Annotated in this window: 10 protein-coding genes and 2 rRNA genes; 11 read left to right on the forward strand and 1 reads right to left on the reverse strand. The window is 49.0% G+C overall.

The features are described from left to right. The 4 genes from A3849_RS17365 to A3849_RS17380 all read left to right on the forward strand — a co-directional run. Positions 1–345, forward strand: a 23S ribosomal RNA gene (locus A3849_RS17365); the annotation flags it as partial. 145 nt (positions 346–490) lie between these two features. Further along, positions 491–607 (forward strand): 5S ribosomal RNA (gene rrf / locus A3849_RS17370). Positions 608–753: 146 nt separating this feature from the next. After that, on the forward strand, positions 754–2,106 hold the full coding sequence (locus A3849_RS17375) for a sodium-dependent transporter (protein ID WP_074112554.1): 1,353 nt from the start codon (positions 754–756) through the stop codon (positions 2,104–2,106). Between the two features lie 134 nt (positions 2,107–2,240). After that, positions 2,241–2,732 (forward strand): pyridoxamine 5'-phosphate oxidase family protein, encoded by a 492-nt coding sequence (locus A3849_RS17380; protein WP_074112555.1) that lies wholly within the window; start codon positions 2,241–2,243, stop codon positions 2,730–2,732. A 283-nt stretch (positions 2,733–3,015) separates the two neighbouring features. On the opposite strand, the gene A3849_RS17385 is transcribed toward A3849_RS17380, so the two are convergent. After that, positions 3,016–5,604 carry a beta-L-arabinofuranosidase domain-containing protein gene (locus A3849_RS17385; RefSeq protein ID WP_074112556.1) on the reverse strand — a complete coding sequence of 863 codons (2,589 nt, stop codon included), beginning with the start codon at positions 5,602–5,604 and terminating at the stop codon, positions 3,016–3,018. Between the two features lie 427 nt (positions 5,605–6,031). Between A3849_RS17385 and A3849_RS17390 the strand changes: the two genes are divergently transcribed. The 7 genes from A3849_RS17390 to A3849_RS17420 all read left to right on the forward strand — a co-directional run bounded on the left by A3849_RS17390 (position 6,032) and on the right by A3849_RS17420 (position 18,346). After that, entirely contained in the window at positions 6,032–6,994 is a 963-nt protein-coding gene (locus A3849_RS17390) for a glycoside hydrolase family 43 protein (protein ID WP_074112557.1), read from the forward strand. A gap of 231 nt (positions 6,995–7,225) precedes the next feature. Next, a complete protein-coding gene (locus A3849_RS17395) occupies positions 7,226–10,966 on the forward strand; it encodes an alpha-L-arabinofuranosidase C-terminal domain-containing protein (protein ID WP_074112558.1) in 3,741 nt (1,246 codons plus the stop codon). 197 nt (positions 10,967–11,163) lie between these two features. Next, a complete protein-coding gene (locus A3849_RS17400) occupies positions 11,164–12,825 on the forward strand; it encodes an extracellular solute-binding protein (protein ID WP_074112559.1) in 1,662 nt (553 codons plus the stop codon). Between the two features lie 202 nt (positions 12,826–13,027). Next, a complete protein-coding gene (locus tag A3849_RS17405) occupies positions 13,028–13,933 on the forward strand; it encodes an ABC transporter permease (RefSeq protein WP_074086399.1) in 906 nt (301 codons plus the stop codon). 17 nt (positions 13,934–13,950) lie between these two features. Further along, complete coding sequence (locus A3849_RS17410; RefSeq protein WP_074112560.1) at positions 13,951–14,838, forward strand: carbohydrate ABC transporter permease; 888 nt, start codon at positions 13,951–13,953, stop codon at positions 14,836–14,838. A 96-nt stretch (positions 14,839–14,934) separates the two neighbouring features. Continuing rightward, the gene (locus A3849_RS17415; RefSeq protein ID WP_074112561.1) at positions 14,935–16,701 is read left to right on the forward strand and encodes a sensor histidine kinase; all 1,767 of its coding nucleotides are present in this window, start codon (positions 14,935–14,937) and stop codon (positions 16,699–16,701) included. Continuing rightward, positions 16,679–18,346, forward strand: coding sequence for a response regulator transcription factor (locus tag A3849_RS17420; RefSeq protein ID WP_074112562.1), 1,668 nt, complete (start codon positions 16,679–16,681; stop codon positions 18,344–18,346). Before A3849_RS17415 ends, A3849_RS17420 begins: the two co-directional genes overlap by 23 nt. Positions 18,347–18,364: the final 18 nt, after the last annotated feature.

Raw genomic sequence — 18,364 nt, forward strand, 5'->3', positions numbered from 1 at the left:
TGGGCTGTTCGCCCATTAAAGCGGTACGCGAGCTGGGTTCAGAACGTCGTGAGACAGTTCGGTCCCTATCTGTCGTGGGCGCAGGAAATTTGAGAGGAGCTGTCCTTAGTACGAGAGGACCGGGATGGACGTACCGCTGGTGCATCAGTTGTTCCGCCAGGAGCATGGCTGAGTAGCTACGTACGGACGGGATAAGCGCTGAAAGCATCTAAGCGTGAAGCCCCCCTCAAGATGAGATTTCCCAGTATGTAAGACCCCTTGAAGACGACGAGGTAGATAGGTTGGAGGTGGAAGCACGGCAACGTGTGGAGCTGACCAATACTAATCGGTCGAGGGCTTATCCAAATCTTAAAACGCAGATTCGTTTCGGATTCAGTTTTCAGGAATCAAGTTCCGATTCATGAGGCCCAAGAGGTTAATTGAAGAAGAGTTGTTTTCAGCATTTGGCGATGCTGAGACCTGAATGATGCATTTGTACCGCAAATGCCCGTTTGGTGGCGATAGCGGAGGGGTTCCACGCGTACCCATCCCGAACACGACCGTTAAGCCCTCCAGCGCCGATGGTACTTGGACCGAAGGGTCCTGGGAGAGTAGGACGTTGCCAAGCACATGAACCACTGCTGAATAATTAGCAGTGGTTTTTTTGTTTTACTGAAACAAGGATAATGATTAGAGAATTCAGAAATTCCCATAAGACTCGCAGGGTGAGTTAAGCTATAATGAAGGCTAAAAGAGAAAAAGGGGCATGAGTAAATGAGTCAATCTAAAGGTGAAAAAAGCCTGCTTACGGAGAAGGAAGAACGATTTTCTTCGAGCGGCTTTATTTTCGCAGCCATCGGCAGTTCTGTTGGTCTGGGAAATATGTGGAAGTTTCCTTATATTACAGGAGAAAATGGCGGGGCGGCTTTCTTTCTTCTTTTCATCGTCTGTCTGGTGCTAATCGGCTTGCCGGTGCTGTTGGCCGAGCTGGCTATTGGACGCAGCGGACGGGGAAGTGCAGCGACATCGTTCATACGAGCCGGAGGCGGGAAAGGCTGGAAAGCAGCCGGAATTCTGCAAGTAGTGGCGCCTTTTCTAATCCTTTCTTTTTATATTATCGTTGCAGGCTGGACGCTGAATTACGCATTGATTTCTTTCAACGGACAACTGTTCAGCACAAGTGACTATGCCGGTGAATTTGGTTCCTTTATCTCAGGGTATATGCCGATTGTCTGGCAGGGTGTGGCTATCCTGATTACGGCGGGTGTAGTCATCCTTGGGGTGTCAGGAGGGATTGAGAAATTTAACAAAGTATTGATTCCCGGCCTAGTCGTTCTCCTTATTGTGCTCATGATTCGCGCCGTAACCCTTCCGGGGGCAAACGCAGGAGTGTCCTTCTTCCTCAAACCGGACTTCTCGGTGCTGACGGCGGAATCCGCGCTGGTCGCCTTGGGACATGCCTTCTTCTCGTTGTCACTCGGGATGGGGATTCTTCTGACTTATGGTTCATATGTAGATAAAAAACAGTCGCTGGGTTCGGCTGCGCTTGCGATAGGTGCCGGAGATTTGCTATATGCATTTATAGCCGGGTTGATTATTTTCCCGACGACGTTCTCGTTTGGTATTGCTCCCGATCAAGGGCCTTCGCTGATTTTTATCGCTCTGCCGGCGGCATTCTCTGCGATGCCCTTCGGTTCGTTCTTCGGGGGGTTGTTCTTTATCCTGTTGGCCATTGCTGCTCTGACCTCGGCCGTATCTTTGCTTGAAGTGCCTGTATCCTTCGCGATGGAGCGCTGGAACTGGAGCCGTCAACGTTCGGTTTGGATACTGTCTCTAGTCATTTTCCTGTTGGGTATTCCTTCAGCGATGTCGCTGGGAATGTTCCCTGAGCTTACTTTTGGGGGCAAAGCCTTGTTTGACTGGATGGACTTTATCACTTCGAACATTATGCTTCCGCTCGGTGGTTTGCTGATCACTATTTTTGCCGGATATTTCTGGAAAGGAGCGGCTGAAGCAGCCGGATTACAGGCACGCTGGTTCCGTATCTGGTTATTCATGCTCCGGTATGTTGCGCCGATTCTGGTGTTTCTGGTGCTGCTTCATACCTCAGGGATTCTTAAATTCTAAATCAACCATCTGCAAAATGGACAATAAACTCTACGACCCCTTTGGGTTGTAGAGTTTTTATGTATCTATTGGTTAATAATTGGTATGTGTTTGGATAACCTAATCCATAACCCGGAAGAAATGAGGCGATAAGCATGTCAGATTCGAACCAAAGTCACAAGAAAGCTGTTGAGACGGTTAGAGAGCTGATCAAAGGAAATGACATCGCGATGTTCACTACGATATCAGCAGAAGGACTGGTATCCCGCCCCATGAAGACACAGGAGGTCGAGTTCGACGGAGATTTATGGTTCCTTACCAAGAAGGATACCAGCAAGTTCGAAGAAATCCTTCATGATCCCAGAGTTAACGTTGTATACGCCGGTAAATCCTATGTCTCAATTCGTGGGACAGCCAAGCTTGTTCAGGATCTGGACAAGAAAAAAGAATTTTGGAATGCGGGGTATGATGCTTTTCTGCAAACCAGCTATGACGACCCTGAAATAATTCTGATCCAGGTGCAAGCCGAAGCGGCTGAGTATTGGAAGAGCGGTAACCTGGCCGAGAAGGCGACCTATTTGTTTAAACGAATAACGAACCAGGATACGGAGCAGTCGAATCTCAACCAGACCATCGAATTAAAGTAGCTGCCGACCCGAATTCTAAATATCATAGTTAGGCGAATAGGCGAATAGGCGAATAGGCGAATAGGCGAATAGGCGAATTAGCCAATCAGCCATCGGGACTTGTCCTGGTGGCCTTTTTTATTCAGGTAGGAGCGAATGCAGACTTTATTAGCTGACTAGAGAAGTCTCCGCTGCATAGTGGTATCCTAAGACTAATATAATTTTCTCCATAAAAATAACCGGTCTGCCGGAGCAGTAATACTGCCCGGCAGGCCGATGTTTCTTTAGCAACTAATCTATTACTCTAGGCGGGTTTAATAATCGTAATTTTGTAATTCTTCACCACTTCCAGATCTTCCGCTGTGACACTGATTTGCACATTCGTAATTAGACTGGAAAGAAACACAGTTCTAGGCAATGTATCCTCGATCAGAATGTCATTGACATAGACCAGGGCATTCTTGTGCGAAGGGTTGGCATGCATCCGCACCGCTGGTGTACCTGCGCCCACAGTCAGCGTATAGTCGGACTGATCGGCGGTAAAAGCCGCGGATAGGCTGCCTGCGTCAAAGATTAGCTCGGCCAGCTCGGCATTACTGCTGTAGCTTGTCATCATCCGCAGCTGATCGAAAATACCGTTCATCTGCCCCGGAATAACAAATTTGACCTCTACCTCGGTGGCAGTCTTTATCCACTCTGCCGGAATGAGGTATCGCTTATTATAGAAGGTCCGCACTTTATCAGTTATCAATGTATCGCTGGCGAGCAGTTCTCCGTCTACATGAATATCTATCGTTTTGCCGTTGTTGCCGGAGAAGTAGGTGACAGATAAATAGTTATCCTGCTCAGGGAGTACTTTCAGCCGGTAGCTGAACCAGCCGTTATTCTCCGCTTGTCTAAGGGTGTAGCCATCCCAGACAGCAACCGTAGTGTTCTCCCCTTGAATGCCATGCTCAAGCTCGTATTGATCATTGCCGACCGGCAGACTGTCAATGGTGGCTTCCCGGATTGTCTGATCCTGTTTCCCGTGCCAAATATGCTCCTGTAACTCCCTGGAATCCGTCTCGACAAGCTTCCAATAGATGCCGTAGCGTTCTTCATGCTGCTTGTAATGGGGGGTGAATTCCAGCCGTCCGTCCTCATCCGTGCCACGTAATACGAAGACTAGATCTCCATTTTTACGTATGAAATGCTCCTCGAAGTGATCCAGCCAATCGCTGATGCTCCCGTGCGACGGTGTGATGAAATCCTTTACCAGCATATTTCTCGTCGGCACGCTGACAGCTACACCTGTTGCTGACTGTGTCAGATCATCTTTTCCCAATGCGGCGCTTAGCACCACCGGTCCATATTTGAAAGCTACCACATTCGGGGCGTCAGGCAGTGTGCAGTAGAACGGCTTCATCGGGAATTGAATACTTAGCTTGTCACCGTCCTTCCAGGCTTTCTCCAGCACAGCATACCGGCCCACTGTCCGGAAGGCTACTGTATTTCCATTCAATTGAATGTTCATCGTCCCGGCGATCCAATCTGGTATACGTAAACGCAGCTCTAGTGTGGTCGCCTGACTGTCCAAGGTACGCAGATTGAATGTGACTGTATCCTTATAAGGGAGGTTGGCTTCCAGCTCCAGCTCGATCCGGTGAGCTTCCGACACCAGGGTAGAACTGACATATTGATTGACGTAGAGGCTGTTGCCCCGGTGGAAATAAAGGCTGTCATTCAGCTTGGTGAAGCTCTCCATGCCGGTGCCGGTACAACACCAGAAATGGTCGAACGGAGAGCTGTACACCTTGAAATAACCCGTCGCCATGGGTTGAAAATACATCGTCATGCCAGTATGCGGATGCTGTGAAGAAAGAATGGCGTTGATGAACGTGTTTTCGTAGAAATCGGCATATTTGATGTCCCCGGTAAGCTTGAACAGTTCTTTGGTAAGCTTCAGCATATTGTAGGTGTTACATGTTTCGGCCGTGAAGTTGGAGCGTTCCCCGTCCAGAATATCCGGATTGCCGAAATGCTCCCATTCACTGTTCCCGCCTGTAATATAGCTGTGGTGATTGACAACCATATCCCAGAACTGCACCGCAGCTTCCAGATAAAAGCGTTCTCCTTCTCCCAGTACGAGATAGCGGTTCAATGCCCCGAGAAACTTGGGAATCGTCGTATTGGCATGTTTGCCTTTGAGAATATCCCGGCCTTCACGGACAGGGGTAAACAATGCAAGTTCGTCGAACATATGAGCGGCATACAAATGATGGTCGTCCTGCGTAATCTTGTACAGATCATACAGGCAATCATTCATCCCTCCGTATTCAACCGAGAGTACCTGTTGCTGTATTTCAGGTGACCAGGCAGAGACACGCCGGTACACCCACTCACCGAGCCCGGACACTATGCGGTATGCTGCAGAATTATGGGTTGAACGGTAGACGGCGACCAGACCCGCGATGATTTTGTGCATGGTATACCAGGGAACCCAGGCAGGCTGCTTGTTCTCCACATGATCGAATAATGTCTCGGGAAAAGCGGACAGATAGCCGTTCTCCAGTTGGCATTCCCCCAGCTCACCGAGGATGTATTCCAGACGTTCCAGAAGTCCGCTGCTGCCGGTATTCTCGTAAGCCTGGGCTGTTGCGGTCAGATAATGTCCCAGTGTATGTCCTCTGATTTCGGTATTTTCCCAGCCGGGGTACTTTTCTCCTTTGGGAGGGAGTCCCCGATTTTCGCGGAAGCCGGCAAGCAAACGGTCGGGATCATAGCTTTTGAGATAAAGAATTTCTTTGGATAAGGCATTAACCATGTAAGGGTCGGTAAGCGTGACCTGATTCATGGGAAAAGGATGGATAGGTGATTGCAGCGTTGTCAGGAGCGGGTTGTTGCCTAAGGTCATATTTTTGCTCTCCTAGAATTAGATTATTTGGGCCGTTTTGCACTTAAAGCTTATAATTTATAGGCGCTAGACGTAAATAGAGCAAGGTTTGAATATGTGTCAAAAGGGTAGATTTCTCAAAATTGCAAATTGATTATGTTTAACCTTTAATAAATCAAAAAATCTATATATAAATACATTATGCTAATATACACTCATTCCAGGTGATGGGTCATTATTTTGATGACTAATTTGGCATTATCATGCTTTTTTATATTTGATTTTATATAAAACTAAATAAATTCATATTTACATAAAAGTATTGCTGTGCTAATTTGGTAATTGCATAAATGGCAGTACGCTACACAGGAACGCCCCACACCGAAGAGGTCAGGGGTAAGACAGTTATAACTGCAGCGGCTAGCTCATAGCAAAGAGGAGAGATCAAATGCCTGCAAACAGAACGTTCACTAATCCGCTGGTGGAGCAGCGTGCCGATCCTTGGGTGTACAAGCATACCGACGGATGGTATTATTTCACAGCTTCGGTTCCTGAATATGACCGGATCGAAGTGAGAGGTTCACGGACATTGGAAGGCCTGGCTGAAGCGCAGCCGGTTGTGGCCTGGCGCAAGTATGCTTCAGGATCACTCAGCGCCAATATCTGGGCACCTGAAATTCATTACATTGCCGGCAAGTGGTACATCTATTTCGCGGCAGCTCATACAACAGAAACAAACGAAGGTCTGTTCGACCACCGCATGTACGTGCTGGAGAATGAATCAGTAAGTCCTCTGGAAGGGGATTGGGTGGAAAAAGGGCAGGTGAAGACAGCCTGGGAATCCTTTGCCCTGGATGCCACAACGTTCCAGCATAAGGGTGTATTGTACTATGTGTGGGCGCAGAAGGATCCCGGAATTGAAGGCAACTCCAACCTGTACATCTCTGAAATGAGCAATCCCTGGACACTGCGCGGCAAGCAGACCATGATATCAACTCCTGAGCATCCATGGGAGATTATCGGCTTCAAAGTCAACGAAGGAGCAGCCGTTCTCAAGCGGAACGGCCGGATTTTCATCAGCTTCTCGGCCAGTGCCACCGATCACAATTATTGTATGGGGCTGCTGGAGGCAGACGAGGACGGGGATCTGCTGGATGCTGCTTCATGGACGAAGCATCCTGAACCGGTATTCCATACTACGGAGGAGAACGGACAATATGGGCCGGGGCACAACAGTTTTACGGTAGATGAGGAAGGCCGGGATGTTATCGTCTACCACGCGCGGAATTACAAGGAAATCACGGGCGATCCGTTATATGATCCGAACCGCCATACACGGGTACAGCAATTCCGGTGGAATGAAGACGGCACACCTGATTTTGAGGTGCCTGTGAAGGATAACAGGAGATAACGTCTATCGGCTTCAAGACAGAATGAGCAAACCGCATCAATGTATCCGCAGGACCAGTAAGGCTGTCGAGAACATCTCGGCAGCCTTATTGGCGTTATTACGGTTGCAACATTTTCTATTTGCAAGAAAGACTTGATAAATAGAGGGCAGACAAGGTAGGATAAGTATAGTTTATATATTTATTAAATTATTTATATTTTCATTAATCAAAGGAATAGGAGAATGCAAAATATGACTGCCTTTCATGAGCAATTAATTGCCCATTACAGATTCGAGGATGCAGAGAATGTCAGCCATGACAGCTCGGGTCAGGATAATCACGGGTTGGCTAGCGGCACGCTGCCGCCAGTGGTATCTATAGTTGGCGGAAGAAGCGCGGTGACCTTTACAGGAGGACGGAATGGTTCATCTTTTATTCAGTTGCCATCCGATCTGCTTGAAGGAGTGAACGACAACACCGGTATAACGGTTGCGGCCTGGGTGAACTTCGGCAAGGGCACGAGCGTATGGGAACGGATTTTTGACTTTGGTAACGGGGAGACGGGACCGTCTGTATTCCTGACCCGCCAATTGCGGGGAACCTTGTCTGCGGGCATGGACCTGGTCGCTGATCCGGGCCGGGGGTTTGCCGGAGGTGAGTGGATCCATATCGCACTGTCCATCATCGGTACGGAGGACGGCAAGCTAAGCAGTGCAGGACCCGTTGTATATGTGAACGGTGAAACGGTCGCAGACGGCTCTATTAGCCAGACCACCAGTGGTAATTATGCTCAGCTTCGCCGCTGGTTCGGGACGCTAACCGATTCGTCCAATTACAGCAGCAATTTTATCGGCCGTTCCCAGTATGCTGCAGATGACGATTTTGCCGGTTCCCTGGCGGATTTCAGAATCTATAAGGCGGGTTTGTCCGCAGACAAAGTGATCGAAGTGATGTGCGATTCATTAACGGATGAAGAGATTGTGAAGCTAGCCGCCGGAAAGTACCTGTTCTTGCCGACAACCATTGTGGCCCACGACCTTGCTCTACCTTCGCGATTGCTGGGTGGAACGGTAGAAGCGGCGTGGGAATCCAGCCACCCGGAGGTGCTCTCTAACCAGGGCCGTATACAGAACATTAACTCTGCCTATGGAGTAACGCTTACCGCCACATTAAGAAAAGGCTCAAGCTCTGTCCGGAAGACATTTGAGGTATCCGTTATTCCGCCGAATCTGCCGCCCTACACCTTGAATGTGCACGGCAACCAGGAAATATTGGATGTCAGCGAAGTGCTGTACGGCTTGTTCTATGAGGATATCAACAATGCAGCCGACGGCGGGATTTACGCGGAGCTGGTGCAGAACCGGTCCTTCGAGTCTTTTGCTTTTGACACCTATTCCCATGCTTCGGGCGAATGCGGCTGCTCTACCGGCCGGAACCGGGAGCCATTATTCGGCTGGTCCGGAGACGTAGAACAGATGATTCCTCAGAGCAGCGGCGGTCTCAATGAATTCCTGAAGGCTCCGGACAAGGATGTCAATTCCTATTATGTGAAGGTGGCTGACGGGGCGACCATTCGGAACAGAGGTTTTGCCGATTCCAATCAGCACTGTGCGATGGCTATCCGGACGGGTGCCAAATATGAATTCACCCTATGGGCCAAGGCTGAAACTGCGGGTGCAATAACGGTACAATTGCAGGCACCGGACGGGGCGGCTGTCAGTGATACTGTAACCGTGCAAGTGGAAGGCGGCGGCATATGGAAGAAATATGGAGTGAAGACCAAGCTGGTACTGACGGGATCAGCTACGGTTCTAGGCCAGCTCGCCCTCACTTTTGCCGGTGAAATCTCCATTGATATGGTCTCTTTGATGCCGCAGGATGTGTGGGGCGCGGGGGAAGAGGCAAAGTCTGCTTCGGCACATGCGAATTATCTGGGCAACCCGAATTACCGCTTAAGAAAAGATCTGGTCCACGCGCTGGTTGAGATGCATCCGAAATTCCTGCGCTTTCCGGGCGGCTGTATCTCGGAAGGCTCCTTCATTTGGGAGAACGTGTATGACTGGAAGGATTCCGTGGGAGATATCGAGCTTCGCAAAGAGAACTATAACGTCTGGGGCTACATGATGACTATGGGGCTGGGCTATATGGAATATTTCCAATTGGCTGAAGACCTGAATGCAACTCCGCTCCCGGTCATGGCTTGCGGCGTGTTGTGTCAGGCCCGCTCAGATTATGCCCATCCAGCCGGTGGTAAGTTGCGGCAGTATTTCATTAAGAACTTTACGGATTTGATCGATTTTGCTATCAGTATGGATTTTGCGGGCAACGAATGGGCCGCCATGCGCCAAAAAATGGGTCATGAGGCGCCGTTTGATCTGCGTTATCTGGGCGTGGGCAACGAAAACTGGGGCACAGAGTTTTTTGCCAACTTTGAAGTGTTCAAAACATCTATCGACGAATACATGGAGCAGAACTATCCGGGCCATAAGCTGCACATTATCTCGACAGTCGGCGCTCAAGCGGATGATGATGCCTATCAGCAGGGCTGGAAATTTTTGAGCGGAAATCTGGAAGGGTCGGCCAAGGTCGCTTTTGCCGATGGTCATGAAGTGATTGAAGAAACCGTCACCTGGTATGAACAACAACAGAACTATATGGATACCATCGCAGATGAGCACTACTACCGCTCCAATGAGTATCTGCTGAACAATGTGGACCGTTACAATTACTACTACAGAGCAACCAATCCGGACGGAAGCACGAACTGGAAAGAAACCTCAAAGGTTTTTGTCGGGGAGTATGCTTCCACGGATAAAAATACATTGGCTGGCGCAGTAGCAGAGGCGGCAATCATGACCGGCTTCGAGAACAACGCCGATGTCGTGCTGCTCTCCGCTTACGCGCCGCTGTTCAATAAGGTGCTGACGGATGGAACCTACAGATGGACTCCAGACTGTATCTGGTTCGACGATGAGACCGTATGGTTTACTCCGAACTACTATGTACAACAGCTATTTGCCAAATATTTGGGCGACAAGGTGCTGAAAACCTCCTTTTCCACATACAAAAACGGGAACCCTACAGAGCTTGTTCCCCGCGGCGGAATCGAGATTGCTACAGGCAACGCCGAAATCGTCGTAAAACGTGTGACTGTAACCTCCAACCAGGACGGCAGCGTGCTTTTGGACCAGGACTTTACGCAGCAGCTGGACCCGGCATGGCAGGTCATTCCCGGTTCTGCGGGTTCTGCCATCCGGGCGGGCGAGGGACTTGTACTGAAAGCTCAAACGGGCGGGATGAACGGATTATACATTCTGAATGATGAATGGACCGACTACAAAGTGGAGGTTGTTGCTTCAAGGCTTGCAGGCGAAGATGGCTTCTATGTGGGGGCCGGCCTGACGGATATTGCTCCGGGAAGCAAAGATGTCATTGAATATGCAATCGGTTATGGGGGCGATGCCACCGGCGTCAAGGTGTACAAGCAAGGGATAGAAGGCTACACCTTGGGTGATTATTCTTCCAGCACGGCGGCAGGTAATTTAAGAGCGGCCCAATATGAAAAGCTTGCAGACAACACTGAGTATACCATTACACTGAATTATGGCGGCGGTACCGGTGACCGGCTGATTTGCTCCTACACGGATGGCAAGGTGACCAGCAGAATATTGGATTATAAGCTGGAAGCCTATAATAGAGAGATATTCAGCTCGGTGACGAAAGACGCAGAGCATATCTATGTAAAGCTTGTTAACGCCGACAATGTGGACAAGTCAACGCAGATTAGCTTGCATGACGTGCACGTGGAGACGGCTGCGAAGCTGGTTAGCCTAACAGGGGATGCTTCGCTTGTGCATCTGCCTAATGTCAACAAAAGAGACGATGAGCGGGTGATACCTGGCGAGCGCAAGGTCTCCTTGGACAACAATGGCATCGTCCTGAATTTGCCGGCCAACTCGGTAAATGTACTGGTACTCCATCTGAAAGGGTAAGACTGATTCCAACGGGGAGCTGTCCTCCTGTCATTATTGACGGAAGGGCGGCTCCTTTTTTCATGTTTGCTATAGGATGATCTAAAAAGTCTTAGGAACAGGTAAAGAAAAGATACAGAATGTAAAAGGATACCACTCGCCCTTGTTAACGCTTTCTTACTATAATGAGATTGTAAATAACAAGGGAGGTTCATCAGATGAAAAAAAATAGTAAAGCATTGCCGGTGCTGGCCACAGCGATTGTTTTCTCGCTGGTTCTCAGTGCATGCTCCGGTGGAAACAGTGATAACAGCAGCAAAAATAGTGCTGCAGCCAAACCGGACAATGCGGCCCCGACCGAAATGCAGGGCGGGCCGTTAACCAAATATGATCCGCCGATCAAGCTGCGTTCCACAATGGCCGAGACCGGAAAAGAAACCCTGGGCCAGGGCGATACATATTCCAACAATGTCTGGACAAGAGGTTACGAGAATGAGCTTGGCATCAAGGTATCCTACGACTGGATCGTACCCGGCGCCAACTATGATGAGAAAATGAATGTTACCATGGCAAGCGGGGACTTGCCCGATCTGTTAAAGGTCAATATGGTGCAGTTTGAGCAATTGCATGAAGCGGGGATGCTGGAGGATTTGACCCCGTACTTTGATAAATATGCTTCTGACCTGGTCAAGGGCTATTATCAGGAAGAAGACGGAGCGGGTCTGAAGCCGGTTACGAAGGATAACAAGCTGTATGCATTAACCAGCTTCGGTGGTTCTCTAGACTCTTCGGATATGGTGTGGATCCGTAAAGACTGGCTTGATAAGCTCGGCCTGGCGGAACCAAAGTCGATGCAGGATATTATCAAGATCGCAGAAGACTTCACCCTTAAAGATCCCGATGGCAACGGTAAAAAGGACACATACGGCATATTTATGAACAAGGATCTGCCGATCAATGCATTCTTGCTTGGCTACCATGCCTATCTGGAAACCTGGATCAAAAATGACAAGGGCGAGATTGTCAACGGTACGATCCAGCCTGAGGTGAAGGCAGGCCTGGCTGAGCTGCAGCGGCTGTACAAAGAAGGCGTCCTGGATCCGGAATTCGGCGTGAAAGAATTCGCCAAGGCCATGGAGGATGTCAACGCGGGTAAAACCGGAATAATGTTTTTACCGCAATGGGCTCCTTTCCAGGTTATGAATATGGTCAAAAAAGATAAAAATGTGAACTGGGTTCCATACCCTGTGCAATCCATCGATGATCAGCCGGCCAAAACACAGAATCACCTGGGCATCGGCGGTGTATTCGCTATCCGTAAAGGGTATGAGCATCCCGAGGCGTTAATCAAATTGCTTAACTTCCAGGCGGAAAAAATGTTCGGCGAGTCGGCTACCAAGGAACGTGCCAGCTATCTGAACGGTGAGACTGGTCTCGGGTTCCAAAACGCAACCGTGTCTAACCTGCCTCCGAACAAAAACGTGAAAGCACAGGATGAAGTGGAGCAGGCACTGAAAACAAAGGATACTTCCAAAATGGGGCTGGAAGCCAAATTGTTCTACCAGGATATCTTGGATTACCGCAGTGGCAATCTCGATAAATGGAATATGGAGCGGATCTTTGGACCGCTTAGCTCACAGTCGGTTATTAAGTACTATCGTGATCATAACCTGATCGTCATGAACGAGTTCATCTATGCACCAACCAAAACGATGAACAGCAAACAGGCAACACTGGATAAGCTGCGTGCAGAAACCTTTGTGAAAATCATCTACGGCAATCTGCCGGTTGATGCCTTTGACAAATTTGTGGCCGATTGGAAAAAGCTTGGCGGCGATGAAATTACCAAAGAAGTGAATGAAGTGGTAAAAGGCAACTAATCTGGCCTGCGTGGCCGCGAATGACGGGACTGTCCATTAGTCATGAGAATGGCGATGCGGCGGTCCCGTTATTTGTATGGACTCTTCCGGCGCCCTGAAATCCCTGTGAACAGGTCAACAAAAGATACCAAAGGTCAACAGGCTCCACTGTCAGCGTCCTTTTAGAGTGTTCTATAATTTAGAATATAAGGAGGAGACAGAGATGCATTTTAATACCAAAAAGTTCATACGCAACATCCCGCTGCATGTCATGATATTGCCGGCACTCATTGTAGTCATCATCTTCAGCTATATCCCGATGGCGGGACTTGTCATTGCGTTTCAGGATTTTTCCCCGATTGCAGGCTTTAAACATATTACATGGAACGGGTTGGACAATTTCAGATACTTGTTTGATCTGCCTGGGTTCAGCACGGTGGTATGGAACACGGTGTTCATCTCCGTCATGAAAATCTTTGCCGGCCTGACGGTGCCGGTGATCACTGCATTGCTGCTCAACGAAGTCCGCGTTAACGGATTCAAGCGTTCCATACAGACGATTATATATATGCCGCACTTTTTCTCCTGGGTCATTCTTGGCGGCATCGTTGTGGATGTGCTGTCCCCCAGCTCCGGGATCGTTAATATGCTGCTCAAGAGCCTGGGGATGCAGCCAATTCAATTTTTGGCGGACAATCACTGGTTTCCATATATTCTGGTCATCACAGACCAATGGAAAGAATTCGGCTTCGGAACCATCATCTATCTGGCCGCGTTGACCAGCATTGACACCTCATTGTACGAAGCGTCAATTATCGATGGTGCCGGCAGGTGGAAGCAGACTTGGCATATTACGCTGCCCGGGATCCGCCCGATTATGATTCTGATGTTGACCCTTAGCTTGGGGAATGTCCTGAATGGGGGATTTGATCAAGTGTTCAATCTCTATAATCCGCTGGTTTACTCATCGGGAGACATTCTGGATACGATGATTTACCGGATCGGCCTTCAGGATGCACAGTATTCAGTATCTACGGCCCTTGGCTTAATTAAATCCGTAGTTTCGTTTGTCTTTATCGGCCTGGGCTATTACTTGGCATACCGTTTCGCTAAATACCGGATATTTTAGGAGAAGGAGTACAACCTATGCAATTCACATCTAAACCGTATCGTTGGTTTCTCCGTATGAATTATGTGTTTCTGGCTTTGCTCGCGGTCCTTTGCTTTTTTCCGATCGTCAACGTGCTGGCAATTTCCTTCAGTTCAAGTACGGCGGTCAGCGCCGGGCGGGTCACCTTTTGGCCGATTGATTTCACATTCTCTTCTTATCGATATATGCTGGAAAACAAGCAGTTCATTCATTCCTTCGGAACCAGCCTGCTTAGAGTGGTACTGGGCGTGTCTGTTAACTTATTGTTTACGGTTCTGGTAGCCTACCCTTTGTCAAAAGAGGCTTCGGTGTTCCGCTCGCGGACCGTTTACGCATGGATTTTTGTATTCACCATGCTGTTCAGCGGCGGCTTGATTCCCGGTTATCTGATCGTTAAGGAGATGCATCTGCTGGACAGTGTATGGGCACTTGTCATTCCCGGAGCCGTCCCGATCTTCAATGTGCTGCTGATGTTGAATTTCTTCAGGGGGCTGCCGAAAGAGCTGGAAGAAGCGGCCTGGATGGATGGCGCCGGCCACCTGCGGACCTTGTGGAACATCTATCTGCCGGTGTCTATGCCCAGCATTGCTACAGTGACGCTGTTTGCACTCGTTGGCCACTGGAATGCCTGGTTTGACGGAATGATCTATATGCGGAGCCCGGAGCATTATCCGCTGGCCACCTATCTGCAGTCTATTCTTCAACAGGTAACGGCTTCGATGGAGAATGTAACGCTTGAAGAAGCAGCCCTGCTGAATCAGGTATCGGACCGTACAACGCAGGCTGCTCAGATATTTCTATCCATTCTGCCGATTATGGCGATTTATCCGTTTTTACAGAGATATTTTGTGCACGGGCTGGTCGTTGGCAGTGTTAAGGGTTAAAGTGTATTTAGATCATCGAGGGAGCCGCTGCCGGCTCCTTCTTTGGAATGTCAGGGATTACCTGCATCACACTTTACTGTAAAGGATTATTATTGAATGAAATCAAGTATACTTCGTTGGAACCGCCACTCTATTGTTCATAAGCTCTTGGTTGCCTTTTTGCTGGTTGTGCTGCCGTTGTATGTTCTGGGTGTATCCATTACCTTCTACAGTTCTAATCAAATGCAGGCGGAAGTGGAAAGGGCAAATGAGTCGAAGCTGCGCTTTTATTACAGTCATCTTGAATTTGAGCTTCAAAGAATCACCCGTCTGGTTGCGGAATATTCTATTGATGATACTCTGGCTTCCTTAAGTGCCCGCCTGCCAATCATGAGCCAGTATGAAGTGGACAATAACTTGAACAATATCTTCACGAAGCTGAGGCAGATCAGGGAAACCAGCCCATATATAGCTGATGTGGTATATTTTCTGCCTGAGATCAATAAAGAAGTCAGTGTTCAGGAGGGCGTCCGGGATGTCACACAGCAGGATTGGCAGGGGCTCGCCGACACTATGGGCAATTTGGGCGGTCAGGTCTCTGTCTATAAGGACGAGTTGTATGTGCTGCGCCGCAATCCGTTTAATCTGGACCCAAAGGTGCCGCCCAATTTTTTGCTGGGCATTAAGCTGTCCAATCCCGAGCTGGAGCTGCGGCTGAAAGAGTTCGCAGTGTCCGGAGGAAGCAATATCACCCTGGTGTTCGGCGACAATAACGAGTATGTTCTTTCGACATCGGAGCCCGCACCTGAGCTTATGCCAAATCCGAAACGGCTTCCTGAAGAAGAAACAGTCAGTGTGCAGCGCTATCAGATGAATGATTCTTTTCATTATTCTCTGTATGACCGTAGCGATCATTTCAGGCTGACTGCCAGTATTCCTAATTCGATTCTGCAGAAGCCGATCCGCATATTTACCGTGATGATGTGGCTCTTGACTCTCTTGTCACTAATCATTGTCCTCATGTTCTCGGTATGGTCGTTCAGAGCGATTCATCGTCCAATATCCATATTGATCCGAGGGTTTGAGAAGGCAGAGCAGGGGCAGACAGGGCTGCATATTACCCATTCCCGCAAAGATGAATTCGGATATTTGTATACACGGTTCAACGATATGCTCCGGCGCCTGCATACATTAATTGAAGAAAATTATGTACAGCGTATCCGCACCGGGGAAGCAGAGTTGAAGCATTTGCAGTCCCAGATCACCCCTCATTTTTTGTATAACAGCCTGTTCAGCATCAAGCAGATGGCCGAAGTGGAAAATGTGGAGCTCATAAAAGAATTCTCCGACTATCTGGGGCAGTATTTCCGCTATATGACGCGCGATTTTGCCCAAGAGGTTACGCTGCGGCAGGAGCTTGACCACGCGCTGGTGTACCTCGCCATTCAGGGAATCCGTTTTGGTCCCCGTATCCAGGCTGAAGTTGATGAAATAGAACCGGATTGCAGCCGCATCCATGTTCCCCGTGTACTGCTGCAGCCTATTATTGAAAATGTATTCGAACACGCTCTCCAGCAGAAGCCAAGCGGGGGCCTGCTTCGAATGAAATATGAACAAACGAATGACACTCTGACTATCTGCATAGAAGATAATGGCGATGCTTTGACTGAAGAAGCGCTGTCCCGTTTGCAGCAGCAGCTGTCCCGGCAAGAAATTACCAAAAGTGAGATCACGGGGTTGTTAAATGTAAATCAGAGACTGCGAATCAGGTTTGGACCCCCTTACGGACTGCAGGTTGAACGAAGCACGCTGGGCGGATTATGCGTAAAAGTCAAGATACCGAGAGAAGGGGAGACAACCGATGCGGCGGATGATGATCGTTGATGATGAACCGGTGATTTTGGATGGATTGGCTGAGTTTTTTTTGAAAGCTGATATTGCCGATTTGGAGATTATAAAAGTGCATTCGGCGGACAGTGCGATAGAATGGCTGAATACACTCAGGATAGATATTGTACTCAGCGATATTTGTATGCCGGGAATGGATGGAATGGAGCTGATCCGGGAGATCGTGGACCGTTGGCCGCGCTGCAAAGTCATTTTGCTCACCGGACATGACGAATTTGATTACGCCCACCAGGCCATCCGAAATCCTTGTGTTGTTGACTATTTGTTAAAAACTGAAGGAATGGACAAAATCCGCTCTTCTGTAGCCGTGGCATTGGAGCGGATCTCTTCAGAAGAGGAGTACAATTACAGGGCGCAATGGTTTCGTGACAAGCTGCCCCGCACGTTACCCCAATTGCAGCAACAGCTGCTGCATGACATTCTGAGACGTACTGAAAAGATCGATTACAAGTCTTTACAGGACGAATTCGATACGATTCAGTTACCGTTTCAGGCTTCAGATCCGATCCTGGCCATCATCATCAGGATTGAAGCCTGGGGGAATTACGAAACCCCCTCAGACCGGACATTGATCCGCTATGCGGTGGCTAACATCTCAGAGGAGCTGCTAGGGGACAAGGCTGAAATCAAGGCGGTCGATCTTGATCCCGTGACGATAGCCTGCTTCATCCAGCCCAAGTCAGGCCAGTTGCCACAATTGTCAGGTCAAGAGACATGGTTGAAGACACAACGCTTCGTTCATGGCATGATGGAATCCATTCAGCAGGCGTGTAACACCTGTCTTCAGTTGTCCACATCGGTCATCGTCAGCACTCATACTGTGGATTGGCATGAGCTGAACTATACTCTCAACCGTTTAAGGCTGGCTGGTTACGACAGTCTGGGGCTGGGCATGGAAAAGCTGTTGAAAGTCGACACGCTGGAACCGGAGCCGATCCAGAATCTGATGCAGACCCGGCTTGCGTCTACGGGGCTGCTGCTGGAATATTTGAAGCAACGGCTGCTGGAAGGAAATTCGGATTGGAGTACTTCATTTCGCAAGTGGGTGGATCTGGCCGGAGAGGACGGCCCGGAAGATCCTTTAATAAGATGGAGAATGCTGTCGGGGATCAGCAACACCCTGCTGGAGCTTGTACAGGAGCTGGGTTTGATGGAACAGGCTTTAAGCGCGCAGGACTTGTCACAAATCCTGCATTTTAACATCAGCACACCCTGGACTGCCGTCACCTCCTTCTTCCATTCTTTTTTTGAATGGATCGTCGCCAATCGCAGTGCGACCTTCAGACAGGATGAGTCCAGTATCCAGTCGATGATTCATCAATACATCAAACTCCATTTATCCGATGACCTGTCCCTGACCCGGATTGCCCAGGAAGTATCGCTTAATCCGTCTTATCTGTCACGCTGGTACAAAAGAGCAACCGGAAAGAGCCTTTCTGATTATATCGCGGAGAAGAAGCTGGAGTTAAGCAAGGAATTGCTGCTGGGCACAGCTTTGAAGATGCATGAAATTTCAGCCCGGCTTGGCTTCAGCGACCAGCATTATTTCTTTCGTTTCTTCAAAAAAACAACCGGCTGCACGCCGCAGGAGTTCCGGGAGCAACGGAAATTAAGGATCTAAGGATGAATAAGAGGTGTT

This window comes from Paenibacillus sp. P46E (assembly GCF_001909095.1).
GTDB classification, from domain to species: domain Bacteria; phylum Bacillota; class Bacilli; order Paenibacillales; family Paenibacillaceae; genus Paenibacillus_AQ; species Paenibacillus_AQ helianthi.